Below are 25,315 nucleotides of genomic sequence, written 5' to 3'. Positions count from 1 at the left end.
GGTTTTTAAAATAATTGTTTTCTGTTTGTTTACGGTTTATCGTAAGGTTCTATTTTTTAATTGTTTTATGTGTAATTATTCTTTAAATATTTTAGATGTATTTATTTCATGTAATCAGGAATCAAAAAAACGGTAACAAACGGTAAACGTTTTTTAGCGTTTTTACTTTTGGGTTAGTTTTTGGTAATCTGTTTAGATACCGTTTTTTACAGTTTTCTTAATGTCTAATTCGCGTGATTCTTTTGCTTATACCGTTTTTTACGGTTTTTAAAATAATTGTTTTCTGTTTGTTTACGGTTTTCCGTAAGGTTCTGTTTTGTAATTGGCTTATGTTTGAGGTACGATTATTCTTTAATTTTTTCGATGTATTACAAACGAAGTTTATAAAAAGGTTATATATTTAAAATCTCCCTAGAAAATTAATAATAACAAAGTAAATGTTGTAATCCTTTTGTAAGAATTTCTATTTTTACGAATGGCTAACTTGATAAAGTTTCTTTGAACGAAAAACAAACAAGAAAAGATTTAATCGATAACCAACTTCTCGAAGCTGGCTGGAATATTAATGACCAATCTCAAGTAGTCATTGAGTATAATATAAGTAAAGATCAATCTGTTAAAGAACCAAATTCTAAATACGATACCACTCAATTTAGCGATTACGTACTTTTAGGTAAAAACGGAAAAGCTTTAGCTGTTGTAGAAGCAAAGAAATCCTCAACAGATGCTGAAATAGGAAGAGAACAAGCAAAACAATACTGCTTAAATATTCAAAAGGAATCAGGAGGAGAATTACCCTTTTGTTTTTATGCTAATGGACATGATATTTACTTTTGGGATATAGGAAATTATCCACCAAGAAAAGTAATTGGCTTCCCTAAACGAGATGACTTAGATCGCTATTTATACATTAGAAAAAATAGAAAGCCATTAGAATCAGAATTAATCAATACTGATATTGCAGGACGTGACTATCAAATTCAAGCCATTCGTTCCGTAATGGAAGGCATTGAAAGAAAACGCAAAATGTTTTTATTAGTAATGGCTACAGGAACTGGTAAGACAAGAACTTGTATAGCCTTAGTTGATGCTTTAATGCGATCACATTGGGCAGAACGAGTATTGTTTTTAGTAGATAGAATTGCACTTCGTAATCAAGCATTAGAAGCATTTAAAGAACATTTACCTAATGAACCCACTTGGCCAAAAGTTGGAGAAAAAAATATAGCAACAGATAGACGTATTTATGTTTCAACCTATCCAACAATGTTAAACATTGTTAGAGATGAATTAAACACATTATCGCCTCATTTTTTTGATTTAATAGTGGTAGATGAAAGTCATCGATCTATTTACAATACTTATGGGGAAGTGCTAGATTATTTCAATACTATAACATTAGGATTAACAGCAACACCAACAGATGTAATAGACCATAACACCTTCAAGTTATTTGAGTGTGAAGATGGCTTACCAACGTTTGCTTATTCTTATGAAGAAGCAGTAAATAATATTCCACCTTATTTGAGCAATTTTCAGGTAATGAAAATTCAAACGAAGTTTCAAGAAGAAGGAATTAGTAAAAGAACAATCAGTTTAGAAGACCAAAAACGATTGATTCTGCAAGGTAAAGAAGTTGCTGAAATAAACTTTGAAGGTACAGAACTTGAAAAAGCCGTTATAAATAAAGGCACAAACGTTACTATTGTTAAGGAGTTTATGGAGGAATCTATAAAAGATCCTGATGGTGTACTTCCTGGTAAAACTATTTTCTTTTGTTCAACAAAAGCACACGCAAGACGTATAGAAGAAATATTTGATGCGCTATATCCTGAATATACTGGAGAATTAGCTAAAGTAATGGTGTCAGATGATTCTAGAGTCTATGGTAAAGGTGGATTACTACACCAATTTACGAATAACAATATGCCTAGAATTGCTATTAGTGTAGATATGCTAGATACAGGAATTGATGTTAGAGAATTAGTCAATCTAGTATTCGCAAAGCCTGTGTATTCTTATACTAAATTTTGGCAAATGATTGGTCGTGGTACAAGATTGCTAGAACCAACCAAAATAAAACCGTGGTGTCCAGAAAAAGATAATTTTTTAATATTAGACAGTTGGGATAATTTTGAATATTTCAAATTAAACCCAAAAGGAAAAGAATTAAAAGCACAAATACCATTACCTGTTCGATACTTTGGATTACGTTTAGATAAAATTGAACTCGCTTTAGAATTAGACGAAAGAGAAATTGCTGTAAAAGAAATAAATAAGCTTAGAGAACAGATTTCAGAATTACCAAAAAAATCCGTGGTCATTCAAGATTCTAGGTCAGATATTGCTTTGTTAGAATCTCTAGAATTTTGGAAAAATCTAAGCGCAAAAAATATAGCATTTTTAAGAGATAATATAAAGCCATTATTCAGAACTGTTTCACAAGTCAACTTTAAAGCCATGCGCTTTGAAAAAGACGTCTTAGAAGTTTCAATAGCTCATTTAGCGGAAGAAACAGAGCAGTTTGATACACTTAAAGAAAATATTATCAATATTGTTGGCGAATTACCTTTAACTATTAATAGCGTTGCAAAACATAAAACCTATATTAATCAAATAGTAACCAATCATTTTTGGAGTACAGTTACAGATACTGGTTTCGATGTTTTGGCTGAAACTATTGCACCATTAATACATTTTAGAGAACCAACTACATTACCTTTGGGAGCAACGAGACTAAATTTAGAGGACGTTTTAAAAACCAAAGAAATGGTAGAGTTTGGTCCAGAAAACGAAGCAGTAAGCATCTCTAAATATAGAGAAATGGTAGAAGCTAAAGTAAAAGAGCTCACAGAACGTAATACCGTTTTACAAAAACTAAAAGAAGGTAAAACCATTACAGAAGAGGAAGCCAATGCTTTAGCGGAAGAATTACACGATGCAGATCCACATATAACGGAAGCTTTATTACGTAAAGTATACAATCATCAAAAAGCAAAATTCATTCAGTTTATAAAGCACATTCTGGGTATAGAGGTTTTAGAAAGGTTTGATGATCAAGTTACTAAAGCAGTACAGCAATTTATTACAGAACACACCTATTTAACCACAAGACAAATAGAATTTTTAAACTTGCTAAAAAATTATATTATAGAACATGGTTCTATTGAAAAACGCGATTTAATACAAGCGCCTTTTACAATTATTCACTCAAAAGGAATACGTGGCGTATTTTCGCCAAACGAAATAAAAGACATTCTAACATTAACAGAAAAATTTGTAGCCTAATATGAGCTTAATAAATAGCAATCCACAAATTGCATCAAAAATAAATGATCTTTGGAGTAAATTTTGGTCTGGTGGAATTTCAAACCCACTAACAGCCATAGAGCAAATTACCTATTTGCTGTTTATGAAAAAATTAGATGAAAATGAACTGACAAATGAAGCAAATAAAGATTGGAGAGATTTTACACCAAAGTTTGATGGTATATTTTATGCAACAAAAGAGGATAAAGAAAAAAAACAGAATGGAATAGATAAACAAAAACTACGTTGGAGCGCATTTAAGCACATACCCGCAGTAGAAATGCTGGAGCTGGTTCAAACTAAAGTTTTTCCATTTATTAAAACATTAGATACTGCTGATTCACCATTCGTAAAACACATGGCTAATGCTGTATTTATTATACCTAAACCAACATTATTATACGAAGCAGTTATAAGTATTGATGAAATCTTTGACCTTATGGAAAAAGATGCCAACGAAAATGGTCAAGATTTTCAAGACATTCAAGGTGACGTTTATGAGATGTTATTAAGTGAAATTGCTTCTGCAGGTAAAAACGGACAGTTTAGAACGCCAAGACATATCATTAAATTATTGGCTGAATTGGTAAACCCAAAATTAGGACAACGTATTGCAGATCCTGCTTGTGGTACAGGTGGTTTTTTATTAGGTGCTTACCAATATATGGTAACACAGTTAGATAAAGAAAAAGAGAAACAACAACCAGACGAAGATGGTTTTATACGCAGTAGCCGTAGCGCATTATTAACCGAAGATGTTAAAGAAATTTTAGGTAGTAGTTTACAAGGCTATGATATAGACCAAACCATGGTGCGTTTAGGTTTAATGAACCTGATGATGCATGGTATAGAAAGTCCACAAATAGATTATAAAGATACGTTAAGTAAAAGCTACTTTGAAACTAGCGAATACGATGTGGTATTAGCAAATCCACCATTTACAGGAAGTGTAGATAAAGGGGATATACACGAAGAGTTAAGCCTTAAAACCACCAAAACGGAATTACTATTTATAGAGCGTATTTACAACATGCTTAAAATGGGAGGAACTGCTGGTATTGTTATACCGCAAGGCGTCTTATTTGGTTCTGGTAAAGCTTTTGTAGAGGCTAGAAAATTAATGATTGAAAAATCGGAACTGAAAGCAGTTGTTACCATGCCAAGTGGAGTTTTTAAACCGTATGCAGGTGTAAGTACAGCTATTTTAATTTTTACAAAAGGTGGCGAAACCGAAAACGTTTGGTTTTACGATATGGAAAACGATGGTCGTTCTCTAGATGATAAACGTGCTAAACTAAAAGATAACGAGGGTAATAATGATTATGGAGATTTACAAGACATCATTACCAACTACAAAACAAGAGATCCTAAACAAGAAAACGACCGAAAAAACATAAAACACTTTTTTGTGCCTAAAAAAGAGATTAAAGCCGAAGGTTACGATTTAAGTTTCTCTCGTTATAAAGTTGAAAATTTTGAAGAAATAAAATACGAAAAACCAGATGTAATTTTAGAAAAATTATTAGGAAAGTTTAATGCTAACGGAGAGGTCATTGAAAAAGGTTTAGAGCAAGAGATTTCTGAAGGATTGAATGAATTAAAGGAATTGTTTTAGATGAGAATAATAAATGAATCTTTTTTAAAAGTAATTTCTGATAAGACCTCGAAATTTACTAAAATTCACAAAAGTAAGTTCTTAACTAATGGTGAATTTCCTATAGTAGATCAAGGTCAAGAATATATAGCTGGATATACCAATAATAAGGAAGATATTAACTATTTAGGTGAGCCTGTTATAATTTTTGGTGATCACACTAGAATATTAAAATATGTAGATTTTCCTTTTGCAATTGGTGCAGATGGTGTAAAAGTTCTTCACGTAAATAAAGATAAGCTCAACCCATTATTTACGTATTATTATTTAAGAAGTTTAGATATTCCAAGTGCTGGTTATTCGAGGCATTTCAAATTTATAAAAAATAAAAAACTAAATTTCCCTGAATCCGTTACAGACCAAAAACGCATAGCACAAGTTTTATCTAATTGTGAAAGTTTAATAGAAAAACGTAAAGAAAGTATTGCGTTATTAGATGAGTTGTTGAAGTCTACTTTTTTGGAGATGTTTGGTGATTTGAATTCTAACCCTTTAAATTACAAAACATCTACTATTAATAGTTTATGTATTAACATAGTAGATTGTCCACATAGTACGCCAAAATACATCGACAAAATAACGGATTATCCTTGTATTAGGACTTCAGAAATTAAGAATGGGACAATCGATTGGTCTTCTATGAAATATACAAATGAAGATGTGTATGTTAAAAGAATTGAAAGGTTAAGACCAGAACACAATGATATTATTTTTGCGAGAGAAGGCACCGTTGGTGACGCTGCTATAATTCCAGAAAATTTAAATATAAGTCTTGGACAAAGAGTTATGATGTTGAGAGTTGATTGTTCAAAAGTGTTACCTGTGTATTTATGGGCCTCTATAAGGTCTGATTATATACAACATATGATAATGCGAAGAACAATTGGAGCAACTGTAAAAAGAATAAATATAAGTGAAGTAAAAAAAATTAAATGCATAGTTCCACCTCTTGAACTACAAAAAAAGTTTGTTGAAATTGTAAAAAAAGTTGACTCTATTAAACAAGGCTATCAAACCCATTTACGAGAACTAGAAAACTTATATGGTAGTATAAGCCAAAAAGCTTTTAAAGGAGAGTTGGATTTAAGTGAAGTATTATTAAGAGAGACAAAATATTTTTCAGACAGTCCAAATGAGACTCCAGAAGATTTTAAAAGAGAAATGGATGCGCTTTTAAAAGAAAAAAATAAAAAATCTAAGTTAGACGAAAATTATATTGACGAACCCAAACCAAAAGAGAACTCATCAGATTCACTTTTGAAGGGTGAAATAAACAATAGTTCGCCACTTCATTTTAAAATTGCATTAATTGAGCATTTTAAATATAACCAAGGAACATATCAAGATTTTATTACTGATTATGTTTCAAGATATAAGAACAGAAATGTATGGTTAGACCATGAACAATTGAAAATAGAAGTTTTCAAACTACTCGAAGGCTCTAAACCTAAGCTTATTCAGTATTTTGATGATAATGATAACACAGTAAAACTAAAACTAACAGATGAAGCTTTTAAGGCTTAAAATAAATCAGCCAAATGGCTTTCGCTCGTTAAAAAAAGGTTTTGAGATGTATTTCTTAAGAGACTTTCATTATCAAGATGCAACTTCATTTAATCCATATGTATTAGCAGGTACAAACGGAAGTGGGAAGTCTAATATTTTGGAAGCACTTGCAGAAATATTTTTTCATTTAGATTGTATTTATTTAAGCAATAAACCAGATTACTTTGATAAAAGTACTGAGAATCCAAAAGGTTTTGATCCTAAAAAGTCTAGAATAAATGCTTATGAGTTAGAGTATTTTACTTTTTTAGATAAAGAAATATTTCCTAATGAAAACCTTACAGAAAAGGCACAGATTAAAATAGTAAAAACACAAAATGATAGACCAAAAATAACGTGGTTAAACAAAGAAAAATTTAAACATAGTACAGATTTAACTCAAAAAGAAATAAAAACAATATTACCAGAATATGTAGTTGGCTATGCTTCTGGAAATAATGAAACCTTAAGTTTACCATTTTTTAAAAGTAGATTCTTACAGTATGATGCTTATTTAAACGATTTGTTAAATGGGGAATTTGTAGATCCTAAACCACAAAACTCTTTAGTGTATTTAGATGAGACTTTTAGTCAAGCCATCTTACTAACTAATTTACTAATGTATGATGTTATTGTTGATGAAGAATCAATAATTGAAAAAGCTGAAAGCACTATTTTAAAACCATTTAAAGAGTATGTGAAATTAAAAGATGTAAAGTCTTTTAGATTAATAGTTAGAACAGATAAAGCTTTAGATGTTCCAATTCCATATGAAGATCAAAAAGGAACCGTTGATAAAAGAACATCTAGAAAAGTTAAGCTTTTACAAAATGTAGACTTAAAGACTGACACTAAAAGTGTTTTTATACGCTCGTATCTTGAAAAACTGAAATGTTGTGCTACTTCTTATTATGAATATCAGAATTACGATGTGTATCGAGAAGATGATGACGAAGAAGAAATGTTTGACTCTAATGGCTATTTAATTTTAGATTATCACGTAAATGACGCTACCAAGCAGGCCTTTCAGTTTCATTTTGAAAAAGAGCCATTAAAGCTGTTTGAATTATTTCAATTATTATTGGTTTTGGATAATAATGAAGTAAGTAAAAAGAAAAAGCAGCGTGCTTATAATTCCGAAAACATCTTTATCAATCAAGATATTCATCAAGTTCCAGTAGAAGAAGATAGAATACTAAGATTTAAAGATTTTTACATTCAAAAAGAGCATTTAAATAAAGCTATTTACACCAAAGCTTTGTCAGATGGAGAACATCAGTTCTTGCACACTTTAGGGTTGTGCTTGCTATTTAAAGACACCAGAACGCTCTTTTTATTTGACGAGCCAGAAACACATTTTAATCCAGATTGGAAAGCGAAATTTATTTCTAGTATTAGAAATTGCTTTTCAAAAGAGGAAGGAGATAGTGATGAAACTATGCGAGAAATGTTGATTACCACACATTCGCCCTTTTTAATATCAGATAGTAAAAGTGATTACGTGCATATATTTAAAAAGAATCCAAAAACAGGTAAAGTAGAAGATGTTAAACATCCTGAATTTCAAACCTTTGGTTCTTCAATAAATAAAATTGGTATTCGCATTTTCGAAATGCCAAATACAATTGGAGAGTATGCACAACAGAGTCTTGAAGTCTTTAGAAAAGAATTTGAACTATTAGAAGACTCAAAGCAAATGGAGGATTTAATAATCAGAATAAACAAGGAACTTGGTGAATCTGTAGAACGTATTTTACTTGTAAACGAAATTATTAATAAAATTGAAGGTTCTAAATAATGCATTTTAATTATATACCTATAGAACACGATATTAATAAACTGCAAGGTTATTTAGATTTTTTGTTTTTTGAAATTTGGATAAAGGCAGAAGGTGATTTTAATTCTAGTTTGCTTGAACCGAACAAAGAATTTTATGACATCTACATTATTTTAGAACTACAAGAAACTGAATGGGGAAATTTTTTTAATGGTAGAATAGCATTAATTCACGAAGAATTCGCAAAGATTGATGATGATAAATTCAAAATGGATTTAGCGGAAAGCTACAAAGCAAATAACGATATTGAAGGATTATGCTGTAATAAAGATTTGATACCAATTACTTACCAAGATATACACTCTAGTTATCCAGATCTAGCCAAAGCTTTAAAAAGTTTTTACTCTAGAGTATACGGAAGTACATCTCCATTTAATTTAAAGGCATTTGGTTTTTTAAATGAAAAGTTACTACCTGATTTTGATACTGAGTTTATGAAAGTTAATAGTAAAGAGATTTGTCCTTTCTGTGGTATTAATCATATTAAGGGAAATAATTATTCTACTAGAGAAGCTTACGATCACTTTATACCAAAAGGAATATATCCATTTAACACAGTCAACTTTAAAAATTTAGCTCCAATGTGTCATGAGTGCAACTCTACATATAAGCTAACCAAAAAACCAATCTATAATAATGATGAAAATAATATTAACCCAATAGAAAGGGAGTTAAGTAGAAATTTATCTTTCTATCCATATTCTGATACCAAGCCAGAAATAAGTTTTAGAATAGAGTTAAATACGACTAGAATAGATAAGCTTAAAACGGACGAAATAGTTTTAGAGATTGAATCTGAAGGTAATGAAGAACAGGTAGAATCTTGGAAACGTATTTTTGGTTTAGACGAACGCTATAAAGCTTTATTGTGCAGTCCAAGTGCGGGAATTGATTGGTATAATTCAATAATTTCTGAATATGAGAATGCCGAAGCTTTATCAGATATTGAAGGTGCTGAACAATATTATCAGGTAATATTAAAAGATGCAAAGAAGAATCTAATTTCAGGAACAGGTTTTATAAAAAGTGTGTTCTTAGAAACATGTCATGAGAAAGGATTATTTAAAAAATTGGATTAATTTAATTAAAAACAAAATATGAATTATTGGGCAGTTGGATCTAGCTTTGGAGGAACAGATGATAAAACGCAAGAGTTTATCGATAATAAAAACTGGTTTGATGGAAAATATGAAAATGGAGATCTTGTTAATCAATCTTATTTAGAAAAAATAAATCTAGGTGATGTATTAGTTATGAAATCTAGTGCTACAAAAGGTGAAAACCACAGTATTACATTTACTAGAGTAAAATCAATTGGTGTTATTACTAAAAGGCTTGACACACACAAATTTAAAATTGATTGGTTGTCTAGTGAAAAATTCCCACTAGATTTTGATGGTTTATCTTACAGGAAAATTATAGAACCCTTAAGAGATGATGATATTAAAAAATTTGTAAAAATTCAACGTCAGAAAAAAGAGAAAATGGAAATAACTAAGTTGTTAAAACATAAAAAACAAATAATTTTACAAGGTCCTCCGGGGACTGGTAAAACAAGATTAGCAGAAAAAATTGCAAAGGAATTAACGAAAAACAATCAAGCTATTATTGAAGTAGAAGATTCTATGCTACCAAATAAAGATGTTCGCATTACATCAGCTTTTATAAGATCTGTTTTTAAAGTGGGAGATAAGCTAACGGGAAAGAGTAATAAAGAATTTGAAATAATTGCTTTAGATCATAAGACTGTAAAAGTAAAAAGTGAAAATAGTAAAGTATGGAATCCATCATACGATAAAATTATAAAATCCTACAATGAGGAACTATTTAACGTCGTTGGTAGAACAGGTGGGTACAAATCATATGAGGATGCCCTAGCTAAAAATCTAAAAGAAAAAATTAAATCTAATCAATCGATCGTTATGTCGGAGTTTGAAGAGGAAGATGAAACGGATTTCATCGAATTTGTTCAGTTTCATTCTTCATACACTTACGAAGATTTTGTTAGAGGAATAATCGCTAAATCTGATGATAATAATAATATAGCTTATAATACTGAAGATAAGATTTTAATTAAAATCTCTAAGAGTGCCATTAAAAATCCACATCAAAATTATGTACTGGTAATTGATGAAATCAATAGAGCTAATTTGTCTTCCGTTTTAGGTGAATTAATATATGCTTTAGAGTATCGTGGTAGAGAGGTTAGTAGTTTATATGTCATAGATGATGATTCTAGGATAGAACTGCCTAAAAACCTTTTCATAATAGGTACAATGAATACTGCGGATAGAAGTGTTGGATATATTGATTATGCTATTAGAAGACGTTTTGCTTTTGTAGATGTCTTACCAAAAGTACTAACAAATGAAGAGTTAAATAAAGATAAAGAAGTTAAAGATCCAACATTAGAATTTGCAAAGGATAAGTTTATAGCCGTTTCCAAATTCTTTATTAAAAATGATGTAGCATCTGTAAATGATGAAACAATATTTGAGTCTTCAGTTTTTTTGTCAGATGAGTTTAAAGTAGAAGACGTTTGGTTGGGGCACAGCTATTTTATTCATGAAAAAGACACTTTTAATTTACGATTAAAATATGAGATAAAACCTATTTTAAGAGAATATGTTACAGACGGAATCTTAAAAGATAGTGGAGATGAAAAAATTCTTGAGAAAATAAATGCTTTGTAAATGATTATTCTTAGAGAACATTTTGGTAACAAGTTTAAAGCTAAAGATCGTTATCTATTATCTAATAGAAATGAATCTATTAGTAATCAAATATTTGTTAACGGAACCATAGAGAAATTATTTAGTGATAAAACAGATACATTTTGCTATAAATTAAGTCAATCTGAAGATGGGAAATGTCAATTTGAAACTGGCTATTATATAGGTGTTGATTGGATAGGTGAAACTAATGTTCCGATTTACGTCCAGCCAAAAGTAAACAACGAAGATATAGAAATAGATTATTTGTTTATGCTTTTTGAAGCACTAGAAGAGCCGAAAAATTTTGAACATTTAGAAGCATTGTATACAATAGATTTTGATGCGCCTTTGTTAGAAATAGAGCAATACCAGGATCAATTAACACCTTTGTTATTATTAGAGTATTTGCAGATTTTAAAAAAAATTGTAAACAAAGGATTAAAAAAGTCGTATTACAAAGTTACGAGAAATTTAAATGCTAAAGTAAAGGGGAAAATACTAGTAAATGGTACATTAAAATTAAATCATAGCAAACAAAAAATGCTTTATACTGTTTGCCAATATGAAGAGTTTGGGTATAATTCAATAGAAAATAAAATTTTAAAAAAAGCTTTACTCTTCACGCGTTCAGCTTTAGATAAAATTAAAACTAATTCCAAAATAAATTTAAATGAAGTTTTTAATTATATCTCTCCAGTATTTGAAAATATAGAAGAAGAGGTTGATATCAGAGTGTTAAAAAGTAGTAAACCAAACCCCATGTTTAAAGAATATACACAAGCTTTAAAATTAGCTAAATTAATTCTTAAAAAGTACGGGTATAACATTTCCAATACTAAAGCAAATAAAATTAAAACACCACCATTTTGGATCGATATGCCAAAGTTATTTGAGCTATATGTTTTTAAAAAATTGCGAGAAGAGTTTAGGGGTAAAGGTGAAGTTGTTTATCACCAAAAAGTGAATAGACAAGAGCCAGATTATATTATAAAAAGTGAAGATAATACATGTAAATTTGTTGTAGATGCAAAATACAAACCATATTATGAAGACCAAGAAATACAAATGAGAGATGCTAGACAAGTAAGTGGATATGCTAGGATGGAAAAAATGTATAAATTACTGGGAGAAGAAGATTCTAATAAGGTTCTTGATTGCTTAATTATTTATTCTCATCAAAACCAAAATAAAAATATAAAAAAAGATAATTTACATTTAGACGCTTATAAGCACTATGTGAATTTTTATCGTTACGGAATTAAATTACCTGAGATTTTAAGTAGGATTCCAAAAAGCAGTTAAATTTTAAGGCAATAAGAAAGGGAATATTCCAAATAATAGGGATTCTAAACATGATTAGTAAAGTAAAAGACAATATAAATATAATAGAGTTATCCTTTACTTACTCAAAAACTGAAGATAGCGATAAATTGTAGTATTAATATTAAGCTTTTCAAGCGCCTTTATTTTTTTTAATTGTAAAAGGAAGAGATTACTTACATCTATAGATTCAAAAAACATTTATAGATCTCAAAATACAGGTTTAGTCGTAACTGATTAAAAGTTTTTTTGTAGTTACGACATGTTTTGTCGTAGTTATCGCATAACATTTGCATTCATTAAAAAATAAAACAATGGATAACGTGTTAAATGAATTTAAAGATTATTTAGAAGTATATGAGAATATGGCTTCTAATGAAGTACAATCTACCACAGGCGCACTCAAACAGTTTGTAGCTAATTGTTTGAAAACAGTAAACATTAATATTTTAAAACTGAAGACAAGTAGGGAGTTTGATCTAACTATGAGAGCTTATCATTTTGTAAATAAAAATAAAGAAGAAAGACTATCATTTAAAAAAGTGTCTAAACAATATAACCAGTACTTGTTACATAAAACGGTTATGGAGTGGCTTTAAAAATTGGTGTAAAAAAGATAGTTTTATATGTGGAATATGGTCTATAAATAATAATAATCAAAAACCGATGAGTACAATAGTATCAATAGAAGAGATTTAGGAATCATTATACTTATGTGAGCAAAGCATGAGGTAAAACATCAATTATGAGAAAAATAACAAGAAAATAAATTATAAAAACATTAAAATCAAGATTAAGTTCTCAAAGGAGAGTTTTTAATTTTGATGATGATCAAATACTAGTATTACCAGTTTTGGAGCATCCAGAAGGTATTGAATCTAGTATTGAAAAAATTAAATTTTATATAGATAAAAATGGAGGTTTTTTAACGATAACAGATATTAGTGAGATACGAAACAGTAAAGATGGCTCAATTAATATTTATGATAATAATAAGAACGAGATACCTCTTTTTTATAAAAAGATGGATGGTAGTTTTGGTAGAGTAATAAATAATAATTTTTTATTCAGTGATTTAACAATAGATCACTCTCCTTCAATACATACTGTTTTGTTTACTTTATATTTAAATAAAGCAACCGAGTATACCGTTTTAAATGAATTTTATAAAAGCATTACGAGTGAAAAATTAAACCTAAGCGAAATAAAAGCTGGAGGATTTAAAGATATGGTTATTGAAAAATTGGATACGAGTATAGAAAAAAATAAAATACTCAATGCCTATAAAACAATATTTGATTCAATAGAACTTGAAATCATTCCAAAAGAAAATAATAATGCAAATTTATCTATATCTTCATTAGAGTTTTATATAAATAATAGTAGTAAACAAAAATGTATTAACATCTAAAAAATCTAAAACTAACAAATACTTTTTATTGATCCACTACCTAATAGAAACAAAATATTGGAGAAGAGCAGTACCCAATATTCACGATGCATCTCATCATGAAACTCCAGATAAGAATGATTTAGTAGAAACCGTAAAAGAGTTTTATGATGAGTCTCCAATAGAAGCTAGAAAAGCAGTTTTTGAGCATTATCATAGTATTTTAGATGTATTGTATAATGGTTTGGGAATTTTTCAAACCACAGACAAACAAGCGCGAATAGATTTACAGCAATATTTAGACTCAGGAAATGGTATAGAATATCTAAGTAAATATCCAGATAAAAAATATAAAATAAACAGTATCGATATGTATAACCGTATAGAGATTTATTTGGTTGTAGATGGTCTAAAAACAGCTATTCATGGTATAAGATATCTTGATTATGTAGATCGTTTAGATTATGATCTTTTAGAAGATTTACAGGGTTTAATATTAGAACATAAAATGTATACTGAAAACAATTATTCTACATCAGGTTATGAAATGAATGTTGATTTTACCACTGTTGGTGGAGTTACAGAAACTTTTATAAAAACTCCTGTAAATTGGAATGAACTAGTTAATGATTATGCTGGCTTAGAGTTAATTTCTTAAATACTAAACAATGTCTGTACAAGGAAAGATAAAACGCTACTCATTAATAATAGAAAAAATAAAAAACGGTCAAGACACTTCTTTTCAAGCGGTGAAAGATTTTTTATTTGATAATGGTTTTGAACATACGAAGAGAACTATTCAACGTGATTTTGATGATTTAAGAAATGAATTTGGTGTTGAGGTTTTATATGATAATGTTAAAAACAATTACTTTATTGATTACGATAATAGTCCGAATTTTGAAAATTTTGTTAGATTTCTAGAGTTGGTAAATACGGCAGATTTATTAAAAGAAAGTTTTAAAAGTAAAAAAGAAACTTTGAAGCATATTGTATTCGATAATAGTGAGGGACTTCAAGGTATACAATACTTAGAGCTTTTTTTATCCGCAATAAAACAACACAGAGAAATCAGTTTTGTTCATTATAATTTTCAGAAAAATACCACTACAAAACGGTTGTTAAAACCGTATCTATTAAAGGAGTATGCTAATCGTTGGTATATTGTAGGTGAGCAGGAAGGCGTAAAAGAGTTTAGAAATTTTGGAATTGATAGAGTTTCTAACGTGCAACTAACTGAAAAGACATTTGTTCCCAAAACAGATGTAGATATTAACTATTTGTATCGTGATGTTATTGGTATGGTGTATTCAGAAAACACGATACAAAGAGTAATATTATCTTTTACTCCAGAACAAGGGAAATATGTAAAAACATTGCCTTTCCATCATTCTCAAAAAATACTAATCGACACAGATGTCGAGTTACAAATTTCATTAGACTTAATTCCGAATAGGTCACTTATAGAACGCATTTTAATGTATGGAAAAGGAGTGAAGGTAATAGAACCTATTAGTTTAATTGAAGAAATAAAAGATATATATAAAACTGCGCTTTCAAAATATAGCAGTGGCTTATAACTTATTCGTTGTATCTATATTAAAAAACGGTTTTAAGTAAAAACGCATCCGCTTTTTCATTACAATAAGTAGTTATTGTTTCGTTAAATCATTTCTTAGTAAAATATCTATGGGTAGTTTAAAATAATCAGATAATTGAATGAGCATTTCAATAGTTGGCGCAGAACGACCTTCTTCGTAAGAACTTATACGCGATCTGGTTACCTGTAAATCTTCAGCAAGTACTTCTTGGGTAACTCCTTTTAAGCGTCTTAAATGGCGAATGTTTTTTGATATAAATTTCATAATGCTACAAATATAAGCAATAATTGCTTGTAAATGTAGCTAGATTTGTAGCATGAAGAAAAACATCTTACATCTGGATTTAGATACTTTTTTTGTGTCTTGTGAACGACTGATAGATAGTCGTTTACAAAAACGACCGTTATTGGTTGGAGGTACAGGAGATAGAGGCGTAGTTGCAGCTTGTAGCTACGAGACTAGACGTTTTGGAGTGCATTCTGGTATGGCAATGAAGGTTGCAAGACGTCTGTGTCCTGAAGCAGTTGTAATTCGTGGAAATTCTTCTATTTATACAAAACAGTCACATTTAGTTACCGAAATTATTAAAGAGAAAGTACCCATTTTTGAAAAGGCAAGTATCGATGAGTTTTATGCAGATTTAAGTGGAATGGATAAGTTTTTTGGAAGCTATAAATATGCATCAGAATTAAGAGAAACTATAATTAGAGAAACAGGTTTGCCAATTTCTTTTGGATTATCGGCAAATAAAATTGTTTCCAAAGTTGCTACAGGAGAAGCCAAACCGAATAATCAACTACGTATAGATCATGGTTTTGAAAAATCTTTTTTAGCTCCTTTTCTATTAGGAAAATACCATCAGTTGGTACAAAAACATATCAAATATTAAGAAACTTAGGTATTGATAAAGTTAGTGTAGTACAACAAATGCCAGTGGAAATGTTAGTTAGTGCTTTAGGTGTTAACGGAAGAACTATATGGAAACGAGCCAACGGAACAGATAATCCGCCATTAATACCATTTCATGAACGAAAATCTATTTCTACAGAACGAACATTTACAAAAGATACTATTGATGTAGAAAAGTTAAGAACTACAGTTTTTGCAATGGCTGAAAACTTAGCATATCAATTACGAAAAGGTGAAAAACTAACTGCTTGTATTAGCGTAAAGATTCGTTATTCCGATTTTAATACTTATACAAAACAACATAAAATACCATATACAAGTGCAGATCATGTAATAATTCCCAAGATTTTAGAGCTTTTTGATAGATTATATCAAAGACGTTTATTGATAAGATTGGTTGGGGTAAAGTTTACACATATTGTTAGTGGAAATTATCAAATTAATCTTTTTGATGATACCGAAGAAATGTTGAGTTTGTATAATGCGATGGATACCATAAGAGATAAGTATGGGGAATTAAGTATACAAAAAGCAGGATCTATTGGGGCAAAAACGATAGGTCGTTTTAATAATCCGTTTAATGGAGAACCTCCAGTTATTTTGGCACATAGAAAACAATAATGTATTTAAATTGTCACACATATTTTTCCTTGCGTTTTGGAACATTTTCTGAAGTTGATTTATTAGAATTAGCACAAGAAAACGGTATCTGTTCACTTGCATTAACAGATATTAATAATACTTCTGCGTGTTTAAATTTTATTCAAAAAGCAAAACAGTATAATATTAAGCCAGTTGTAGGAATTGATTTTAGAAATGGAGCAAAACAACAATTTGTAGGTTTAGCAAAAAACAATGACGGTTTTCAAGAGTTAAACTCGTTTTTATCTCATCATTTACATAGCAAAATTAGCATTCCTGCCGTTGCTCCACCGTTTATTAACGTTTTTGTTATCTATCCTTTTGAACAGGTTTTGCAACAAGAAAAAACGGTATTTAACGAAAATGAACGTATTGGTATCTCTGTAGAAGAAATTAGAAAGCTTCCTTTTTCCATTTATAAAGAGTATAAAGATAAATTAGTCATACAACAACGTGTTACAACGAGAAATAAACGGGATTTTAATGCACATAGATTATTAAGAGCTATAGATAATAATACCTTGTTAAGTAAACTTCAAAAAACGGAAGAATGTCGGGAAACAGACCAGATGATTTCTATAGATAAACTTCAAAAAGCATTTATCGATTATCCGTTTATTATTGAAAACACGAAAAAGATATTAGATGCTTGTACGGTTTATTTCAATTTTGGAAAAGATAGAAAACCGCAAAACCAAAGTGTCTATTTAGATTCTAAAGAAGAAGATTATAAACGATTAGAAACCTTATGTCAAGAGAAGCTACATAAACGGTATTCAGATCCAAGCGAGAAGGTAAATAAACGGTTAAAAACGGAATTAAAAACAATTAAACAGTTAGATTTTGTTTCTTACTTTTTAATCAATTATGATATTATTTCTTATTCAAAAAGCATGGGTTATATACATGTTGGAAGAGGAAGTGGAGCCAATAGTATTGTAGCGTATATAATAGGAATTACAGATGTTGATCCAATAGAACTAGATTTGTATTTCGAACGGTTTATTAATCCGTTTAGAGCATCTCCTCCAGATTTTGATATTGATTTTTCTTGGAAAGATCGAGAGGATATTACTAATTACATTTTTAAACGGTTTAAAAACGTTGCATTGTTAGCAGCCTATAACACGTTTAAATATAAAGCAGTTGTTAGGGAATTAGGTAAGGTATTTGGTTTGCCAAAAGAAGAGATTGATAAATTGAGTAGAGGTCGTTTTTCTAATGAAAAATTGGATGAAATATCCGCTGTGGTTTTGAAATATGGAGAATTAATAAGAGGTTTTCCAAATTATGTAAGTGTGCATTCTTGTGGTATACTAATACTAGATAAACCAATACATTATTATTCCGCTACAGATATGCCTCCAAAAGGTTTCCCAACCGTGCAGTTTGATATGATAATTGCTGAAGACGTTGGTGTTTTTAAGTTTGATATTTTAGGACAGCGAGGTTTGGCAAAAATTAAAGAAGCTATAGATATTATTAAACATAACCGACCAGAATTACCGCCAATAGATATTACACAAGTAGAACGTTTTAAAAGAGATCCTAATATTAATAATCTGCTGAAAAACGGTAAAGCAATTGGTGCTTATTATGTAGAGTCTCCTGCAATGCGTGGATTAATGCAAAAATTACAAACACAAGATTATTTGGGTTTGGTGGCAGCAAGTTCGATAATTAGACCAGGAGTTTCAGGATCAGGAATGAAACAGGAATTTATTGTTAGACAACGCAATCCAGAAAAACGTAAAGAAGCTAATCCAATGTTGCTTAAAATTATGCCAGAAACGTATGGGATTATGGTGTATCAGGAAGATGTTTTAAAAGTAGCAAATCAATTTGCAGGATTAACTTTAGGGGAAGCAGATGTATTAAGAAGGGGGATGAGTGGAAAGTATAGATCCAAAGAAGAGTTTGTTGCAGTCGAAGAAAAATTTATTTCTAATTGTAAAGCTAAAGGATATAAAGATGAATTGACGTTTGAAGTATGGAATCAAATTAAAAGTTTTGCAGGCTATGCTTTTGCAAAAGGGCATTCCGCTTCGTATGCTGTAGAAAGTTATCAAAGCATGTATCTAAAATGTTATTTTCCTTTAGAGTTTATGGTCGCTGTTTTAAATAATGGAGGAGGGTTTTATAGTGCAGAACATTATATACATGAAACTAAAATGTGTGGAGGTATTATAAATCCGCCTTGTGTAAATACAAGTGACCACCCAACAACGATAGAGGGCAAAACTATTTATTTAGGTTTTGGATATTTAAAAAGTTTAGAAGTTTTAGTTATTAAAAGAATTCTATCGGAAAGACAGCTCTATGGAAAGTATAAATCTTTAGATGATTTTATTGATAGAGTAACTATTAGCATAGAACAGTTAACTATTTTGATTCGGATAGATGCTTTTAGATTTACAAACCTATCAAAGATTGTATTACTATGGCAAGCAATTTTTAAATTGAATGTTTCTAAAGCTAAAACAACACAAGCAAAACTGTTTAAAACGGAACATAAACGGTTTAATTTACCAACGATTAATACCTCTTTTGTCGAAGAAGCTTATGATCAAATGGAGTTGTTGGGGTTTCCGTTGTGTGATTATTTTGATTTAATAGATGAGCCATTAAATGAAAGTGTTTTAGTTAAAGACTTAAGTCAAAACATTAATAAAACGGTTTTACTATACGGTGTATTGGTGAATACAAGGTTTCATAGAGCGTCGAACGGAAAGATAATACGTTTTTGCACGTTTACAGATAGAGAAGGTAATTATTTTGATACCGTACATTTTACAAAAGTTGTAGAGAGATATCCAATACATGGGTTAGGGGTTTATGCTTGTTTCGGGAAAGTAACAGCGTCTTTCGATTTCTGTAGTTTAGATATAAGATGGTCAAGAAAATTAGCATTAAAATCAGATCCACGAGAAAGTTAATTTTATTTTATAACTTTCATTAAAATTATAGACAATGTGTTTTCATACTAGTACAACTCAAAAAACAAAAAAACTTGAAACTCATTTTAAAGTAAAAATTAGTAACGATAATCTACGTCCTGTTTTTGATAAACCAAATTACCATTTAAATGGTTTTGCACACCCGAATATGTTAGTAATTCCGCAAGAGAAGGCAGAAGTAATTGCTCCTGGTGTTTGGGGGATTGTTCCTTCGTATAAACCTTCAGATCAGATAAAAGCATATTACAAAGAAGCAGTTAAATATGGAGGAGGATTAAATGCAAGATCAGAAAAAATATTTGACCATTTTCTTTATAAGGAATCGGTAATGGAGAAACGTTGTATAATTCCTGTAACTGGTTTTTTTGAGCCTCATGAACATAACAAAAAGAAATATCCATATTTTATTCAGCACGCAGAAAAACACCCATTAGCATTAGCAGGATTGTATTCTGTAATTGATACCTATATTACATTTACAATATTAACTAAAGAAGCTTCTCCTTTATTTGCTAAAATACATAACGTTAAAAAAAGGCAACCAGTAATTTTAAATGAAAGTAAATATGCTAATTGGTTATCTCCAGATTTAAATGAAAAGGATATTAAGGATTTAATACTTCAAGATTTTTCAGAATCTAGTTTACAAACTTATACGGTTAGTAAGGAATTATTTAGTCCTAAAGCAGATAGTAATATTAATACTATTATTCAAAAAGTGGATTTTCCAGAATTGAATGAAACATTATTTTAATTACCCGCTTCTAAATCTATATTAAAAACGGTTTTTAGTAAAAAGGCATCTGCTTCTTCATCCGTAATTAATTTAGGTTTTTTTGGTTTCTTTTTTGGAATAGGAGTTCTTGTAGTCTCTAGCTTTAAATCTTTTGTATCGTTTTTATGTAAACTCTTTAATGGTGCAATTTCTCTTTTTATGTAATCAATAATTTCTTCATCATTACTATAAGCAGTTATTGCTTCGTCATTAAAAGTTTCATTTATTGTTTTTTGATGTGTATTGAAATTGTGTTGCTGTAGCTTGAAAACAGTCAATATATTTTCATCCTTAATATTAAAAACTAAATGAGGCGCTATCGAATTGATAATATGACAATACGTATTTAGTAACATTTTGTATTTGTCAAATAAAATATTAAACTGAAACGCTGCTAGTTTTCCTTTTTGATCCAGTAGTATTAATAAATTACTTTCTAAAATAGATTCTTTACTATATAAATCTATAGTATTAGGTTTGTCGTTTAATTCAAATGCATTTCCATTCTTTTCAATAACAATAACTTTATTAAAAAAGAGTGTTTTGAATTCCTTTGAAAAACCAGAAATTAAATTTTTAGGAATAATTATTTCAGGTATATATAAGATAAAAGGTTGATAGAGATTATCTTTTAATAAGGTATATGTTTTTTCTAAGCTCATAATTATTTAAGCATTTTTGAATAATCATCTGGTAATTCTGCATCAATATCTCTTAGATATTTTTCAAGAGAAGTCATTGTGGAGTGACCAGTAATTTGCATTAAATAACTTTTCGCAGCAAAAGGAGAGGAGTCTTTTACTAGAGCTCTGTATAGCTTTGTAATAAAAGTATGTCTAAAACTATACAGTCCATAATTTTCCCCTAAATTAAAATGATCTTTAACAACGCTTTTAAACCTTTTAGAGAAATGATCTCGTCTGTTATTATCTGTAGCATCCCATTTTAAGCCAATTCCATCTGGAGTAAACAAATAACTGTCTTTATCCATATTAGAAATATCAGGTAAATCATTTAATAGTATTTCTGGAATAATCTTCGTTTTAGAAGCTTTGTTTTTTGCTTTAAATTGTAGGGTTTTGGTTTTTAAGTTAATGTCTTTAATTTTAAGTCTACAAGCTTCCACAGGTCTTAAAAAGTTGTAGGATACAAACTTGATAAAGAGCAATAATGTTGGATCTTTTTCTTCTAGGAAATGAAAAATGTTTTCTTGTTCTTCTAGCGTATATGTTTTGTTACGATTTGGTTTCGTTTTTAAAACAGGAATTTTCTTCATGATATTTGATGTCATGATATCATTATCTTGTAGAATCTGCATAACACTACTTAAATCTACTCTATGATTATTTCGATTTCTAGGGCTGGAATTTATTAAAAGCTCGTTTAAATAGTTTAAAACAACCTTCTTTGTTAGTTGATCAATGGTTTTTATATCTGGAAAGTTACCTTCCATCCATTTTAAAAAATTATTTATTTTATAACTATAAGCCTGAATTGTAATAGCACTAACAGAAGTCTTTTTTAGTTTTAATCCAAAGTCAAAAGCTTCCCTTAAAGTCATCTTTGGTGTGTGGTCAACCTCTGGTGTAGTTTTGGAGAAGGTTTCCGTTTCTGTTTTTACTATTTTTTCAACTTTAGTAGTCGTTACGGGTGTTTCAACAGTTTCCTTCTTTTTGTAATAAAGGTCTAAATTATCAGAGTATGGGCAATATCCTGTTCTTAATAGAATTAATAAACGTTTACGATAGGTAGTTAAAATGGTAAGCCTGTCTTCTTTGTTTTTAAAGTTGTTTGCTCTACCATAAATATTTTTCATGCGCTCTAGTTTCCCTGTCTTTGGGTTCCTATAGGAGTAGTAAACATACCATCGTTTACTCAAATCACCTTTGGCATTATAGATTTTTGGGTCTGAAAATTTCTTCTTTACTGACAAACTGTTTTCTAAATTGTGTTCAAAATCGTGTTCACTTTCGTGTTCAAATGTAATAATTTCATTTATTTTAGGCATAAAAAAAACGGTTTAGAGTGAACTAAACCGTTTATTGGTACAACTTTACCGTTTGTAGCGAGAACGAGATTTGAACTCGTGACCTCTGGGTTATGAATCCAACGCTCTAACCAACTGAGCTACCTCGCCATAATTTGAGTTTGCAAATATATAAACAATTTCGAAGCACGCAAACAAACAAAATAAAATTTTTTAAAAATTTATTTTAGAACTTTATAATTAAATGTATATATTGAACAAAATATTATTATTTCTATGGACGACAAAGTTAAATACGAATTAGAATTCCCTATACATGCTTCACCGCAACTACTATATCAATATATTTCTACGCCTTCAGGTTTATCAGAATGGTATGCTGAAAATGTAAATTCTCGTGGAGAGTTTTTTAAATTTATTTGGGATGGTTCAGAAGAAGAAGCTAAATTATTAAGTAAAAAGAGTGGAGAACGCATTAAATTTAAATGGTTAGATGATGAAGATAGCTCTACTTATTTTGAAATTAGAATTCAAGTAGACGAAATAACTAAAGATGTCTCTATCATGATTACAGATTTTGCTGATGAAGATGAGGTGGAAGAATCTAAAATGCTTTGGGAAAATCAAATTTCAGATTTAAAGCAAGTATTAGGTTCTGCTTAAAAAAGAATACAATTATTAAACTTATATTTGTCCCGAATTAATTTTCGGGATTTTTTTATGATAAATTTTAATGGAAATATTACTGACGAAACAAATATCATTTCGTTTAACAATAGAGGTTTTAATTATGGTGATGCTATATTTGAAACCATAAAATGCTCGCATGGTAAACTATTGTTTTTTGAAGATCACTACTTTAGATTAATGGCTTCTATGCGCATCATGCGCATGGAAATCCCCATGAATTTTACTATGGAGTTTTTAGAAGAACAAATTTTAGAAACTTTAAAAGCAAATAACGTATCTAACGTGTCTGCTAGAGTGAAGTTGATGGTAAATAGAGTAGTAGGTGGTTTATATTTACCAAAACATCATGAAGTAGATTATGTAATTAGCGCTGCTGTATTAGATGCAGATTTTTATCTAATCCATCCTGAAAAATATGAAGTAGATTTATTTAAAGATTACTATGTATCACCAAGTTTATTGTCTACACTAAAAACAAATAATAAAGCATTACACGTTGTAGGAAGCATTTATGCAAACGAAAATAACTTAGACAACTGTTTACTTCTAAATACCAATAAGAGCGTTGTAGAAGCTTTAAATGGTAATCTTTTTTTAGTAAAAGGAAAGACTATTAAAACACCTCCTTTAACAGATGGTTGCTTAAAAGGAATTATGCGTAAACAAATTATAGAAATTATTGCGTTAATGCCAGAATTAACTTTAGAAGAAGTTTCTATTTCTCCCTTTGAATTACAAAAAGCTGACGAATTATTTATAACAAATGTAATCACAGGAATACAGTCTATAACGAAATACCGAAAAAAAGAATTTACAAATACGGTAGCAGAAGATTTAGTGAAAAAACTAAATGTTAAAATTAGATTATCTAATTAAGACTCGGGTTTTCTGGTGCATTAGACCAGATGCTGTACTCACCGCCAAACTCTAGCATTTTTTCTCTCCAGAAGGCTTCACAGTTTTTTTCTATAATTTCTTTTTTATAGATATTTTCTGTAACTACCCAAGAGTTCAATCTAAGTTCTTCATCTAGTTGCTTAGCTTGCCAACCAGAATATCCTAAAAAGAAACGTATATGTTTTTCATTTAATTTATTCTCTGCAATAAGTTCTGCAACTTTGTTAAAGTCTCCACCCCAAAAAATACCTAAAGATATTTCTATACTATCTGGTATTAATTCTGGCACTTTATGGATAAAATATAAGTTATCCTGCTCCACAGGTCCTCCGTTATATACTTTAAAATCTGCTTCAATTTCAGGTATAAGATCTTGTATGGTGTATTCTAATGGTTTATTTAAAATAAAACCAATAGAACCATCTGTATTGTGATCTGCAAGTAAAACTATAGATCTATTAAAGGACATATCTCCAATAATGGAAGGTTCTGCAATAAGTAAATTGCCTTTTTTTGGTTTGATTGAAATCATAAAGATTTATTTTGGCTAATTAAATCTAATAAAATTTTATTAATTAACCAATATTTATTGCCCTTAACATAAAAAAAAAGCCTTCTTAAGTAAGAAGGCTTTTTTAAAATATTCTAAAAAGAATTAGTTTACAGCGCTAGATAAATCTGAACCTGCTTTAAACTTAACAACGTTTTTAGCTTTAATTTTTATAGTAGCTCCTGTTTGAGGATTTCTTCCATCTCTTGCAGCTCTTTTAGATACTGACCAAGATCCAAAACCTACTAAAGAAACTCTGTTTCCTTTTTGTAAAGCACCTTCAATTTCTATTAACGCACATTCTAAAGCTTTCTTTGAAGCTGCTTTAGTAATTCCTGCGTGTTCTGCCATTGCATCGATTAAATCTGTTTTGTTCATAATTTTAATTTTAATTATTAATAAATTGTTGGTTAAACATTATTGTTATATCCTCTACAAAATTATACGGAAATTCAAACCACGCAAGTAATAGCAAGGGAAATACGCTTTTTTGTTAATAACTTATGCGTTTTGTTAATAAAGCTAGGGCATTTTATCG

The 25,315-nt window shown here is 29.7% G+C and carries 19 protein-coding genes, 1 tRNA gene and 2 pseudogenes; 16 read left to right on the top strand and 6 right to left on the bottom strand.

Annotated elements, in window-relative coordinates:
* Window positions 1–498: 498 nt before the first annotated feature.
* The 11 genes from AMD28_RS00895 to AMD28_RS00845 all read left to right on the top strand — a co-directional run bounded on the left by AMD28_RS00895 (window position 499) and on the right by AMD28_RS00845 (window position 15,349).
* Window positions 499–3,288 carry a type I restriction endonuclease subunit R gene (locus AMD28_RS00895; protein ID WP_055442283.1) on the top strand — a complete coding sequence of 930 codons (2,790 nt, stop codon included), beginning with the start codon at window positions 499–501 and terminating at the stop codon, window positions 3,286–3,288.
* Window position 3,289: 1 nt separating this feature from the next.
* Window positions 3,290–4,924 carry a class I SAM-dependent DNA methyltransferase gene (locus AMD28_RS00890; RefSeq protein ID WP_055442282.1) on the top strand — a complete coding sequence of 545 codons (1,635 nt, stop codon included), beginning with the start codon at window positions 3,290–3,292 and terminating at the stop codon, window positions 4,922–4,924.
* Window positions 4,925–6,487: a restriction endonuclease subunit S gene (locus tag AMD28_RS00885; protein ID WP_055442281.1), complete on the top strand. Its 1,563-nt coding sequence runs from the start codon at window positions 4,925–4,927 to the stop codon at window positions 6,485–6,487.
* A complete protein-coding gene (locus AMD28_RS00880; RefSeq protein ID WP_055442280.1) occupies window positions 6,468–8,306 on the top strand; it encodes a restriction system-associated AAA family ATPase in 1,839 nt (612 codons plus the stop codon). The genes AMD28_RS00885 and AMD28_RS00880 overlap by 20 nt, the downstream gene beginning before the upstream one ends.
* Complete coding sequence (locus AMD28_RS00875) at window positions 8,306–9,424, top strand: hypothetical protein (protein WP_055442279.1); 1,119 nt, start codon at window positions 8,306–8,308, stop codon at window positions 9,422–9,424. The genes AMD28_RS00880 and AMD28_RS00875 overlap by 1 nt, the downstream gene beginning before the upstream one ends.
* A gap of 18 nt (window positions 9,425–9,442) precedes the next feature.
* Window positions 9,443–11,038 carry an AAA family ATPase gene (locus AMD28_RS00870; protein ID WP_055442278.1) on the top strand — a complete coding sequence of 532 codons (1,596 nt, stop codon included), beginning with the start codon at window positions 9,443–9,445 and terminating at the stop codon, window positions 11,036–11,038.
* On the top strand, window positions 11,039–12,361 hold the full coding sequence (locus tag AMD28_RS00865; protein WP_055442277.1) for a 5-methylcytosine restriction system specificity protein McrC: 1,323 nt from the start codon (window positions 11,039–11,041) through the stop codon (window positions 12,359–12,361). It abuts the gene before it with no gap.
* A 332-nt stretch (window positions 12,362–12,693) separates the two neighbouring features.
* Window positions 12,694–12,978 carry a hypothetical protein gene (locus tag AMD28_RS00860; RefSeq protein WP_055442276.1) on the top strand — a complete coding sequence of 95 codons (285 nt, stop codon included), beginning with the start codon at window positions 12,694–12,696 and terminating at the stop codon, window positions 12,976–12,978.
* Window positions 12,979–13,232: 254 nt separating this feature from the next.
* The gene (locus AMD28_RS00855; RefSeq protein ID WP_055442275.1) at window positions 13,233–13,790 is read left to right on the top strand and encodes a hypothetical protein; all 558 of its coding nucleotides are present in this window, start codon (window positions 13,233–13,235) and stop codon (window positions 13,788–13,790) included.
* 28 nt (window positions 13,791–13,818) lie between these two features.
* Window positions 13,819–14,427 carry a hypothetical protein gene (locus AMD28_RS00850; protein WP_055442274.1) on the top strand — a complete coding sequence of 203 codons (609 nt, stop codon included), beginning with the start codon at window positions 13,819–13,821 and terminating at the stop codon, window positions 14,425–14,427.
* Between the two features lie 10 nt (window positions 14,428–14,437).
* On the top strand, window positions 14,438–15,349 hold the full coding sequence (locus AMD28_RS00845) for a helix-turn-helix transcriptional regulator (protein WP_055442273.1): 912 nt from the start codon (window positions 14,438–14,440) through the stop codon (window positions 15,347–15,349).
* 78 nt (window positions 15,350–15,427) lie between these two features.
* On the opposite strand, the pseudogene AMD28_RS00840 reads toward AMD28_RS00845, so the two are convergent.
* Window positions 15,428–15,634, bottom strand: a pseudogene (locus tag AMD28_RS00840) (helix-turn-helix domain-containing protein); the annotation flags it as partial.
* Window positions 15,635–15,686: 52 nt separating this feature from the next.
* On the opposite strand from AMD28_RS00840, the pseudogene AMD28_RS00835 reads away from it, so the two are divergent.
* The 3 genes and pseudogenes from AMD28_RS00835 (at window position 15,687) to AMD28_RS00825 (ending at window position 20,632) form a co-directional block, all read left to right on the top strand.
* Window positions 15,687–16,900: pseudogene (locus AMD28_RS00835) on the top strand (DNA polymerase Y family protein).
* Window positions 16,900–19,857 (top strand): DNA polymerase III subunit alpha, encoded by a 2,958-nt coding sequence (locus tag AMD28_RS00830; protein WP_055442271.1) that lies wholly within the window; start codon window positions 16,900–16,902, stop codon window positions 19,855–19,857. Before AMD28_RS00835 ends, AMD28_RS00830 begins: the two are co-directional and overlap by 1 nt.
* Window positions 19,858–19,891: 34 nt before the next feature.
* A complete protein-coding gene (locus AMD28_RS00825) occupies window positions 19,892–20,632 on the top strand; it encodes an SOS response-associated peptidase (RefSeq protein WP_055442270.1) in 741 nt (246 codons plus the stop codon).
* Here the strand turns inward: AMD28_RS00825 and AMD28_RS00820 are convergent.
* From AMD28_RS00820 to AMD28_RS00810, 3 genes are all read right to left on the bottom strand, one after another.
* Entirely contained in the window at window positions 20,629–21,315 is a 687-nt protein-coding gene (locus AMD28_RS00820) for a hypothetical protein (protein WP_055442269.1), read from the bottom strand. The two genes, AMD28_RS00825 and AMD28_RS00820, sit on opposite strands and share 4 nt — an antisense overlap.
* A 2-nt stretch (window positions 21,316–21,317) precedes the next feature.
* Window positions 21,318–22,661 (bottom strand): tyrosine-type recombinase/integrase, encoded by a 1,344-nt coding sequence (locus AMD28_RS00815; protein WP_055442268.1) that lies wholly within the window; start codon window positions 22,659–22,661, stop codon window positions 21,318–21,320.
* Window positions 22,662–22,716: 55 nt separating this feature from the next.
* A tRNA-Met gene (locus AMD28_RS00810) sits at window positions 22,717–22,790 on the bottom strand.
* Window positions 22,791–22,916: 126 nt separating this feature from the next.
* Between AMD28_RS00810 and AMD28_RS00805 the strand changes: the two genes are divergently transcribed.
* Together AMD28_RS00805 and AMD28_RS00800 are read left to right on the top strand one after the other, a co-directional pair.
* The gene (locus AMD28_RS00805) at window positions 22,917–23,303 is read left to right on the top strand and encodes an START-like domain-containing protein (RefSeq protein WP_055442267.1); all 387 of its coding nucleotides are present in this window, start codon (window positions 22,917–22,919) and stop codon (window positions 23,301–23,303) included.
* Window positions 23,304–23,360: 57 nt separating this feature from the next.
* Window positions 23,361–24,206 (top strand): aminotransferase class IV, encoded by an 846-nt coding sequence (locus AMD28_RS00800; protein WP_055442266.1) that lies wholly within the window; start codon window positions 23,361–23,363, stop codon window positions 24,204–24,206.
* Here AMD28_RS00800 and AMD28_RS00795 read toward each other — a convergent pair.
* Entirely contained in the window at window positions 24,199–24,759 is a 561-nt protein-coding gene (locus AMD28_RS00795) for a YqgE/AlgH family protein (protein WP_055442265.1), read from the bottom strand. The two genes, AMD28_RS00800 and AMD28_RS00795, sit on opposite strands and share 8 nt — an antisense overlap.
* Before the next feature lie 123 nt (window positions 24,760–24,882).
* A complete protein-coding gene (locus AMD28_RS00790; RefSeq protein ID WP_055442264.1) occupies window positions 24,883–25,155 on the bottom strand; it encodes an HU family DNA-binding protein in 273 nt (90 codons plus the stop codon).
* Window positions 25,156–25,315: the final 160 nt, after the last annotated feature.

Source organism: Lacinutrix himadriensis, assembly GCF_001418105.1.
Lineage (GTDB): Bacteria > Bacteroidota > Bacteroidia > Flavobacteriales > Flavobacteriaceae > Oceanihabitans > Oceanihabitans himadriense.
This window is presented reverse-complemented; position numbering and strand designations above follow the sequence as displayed.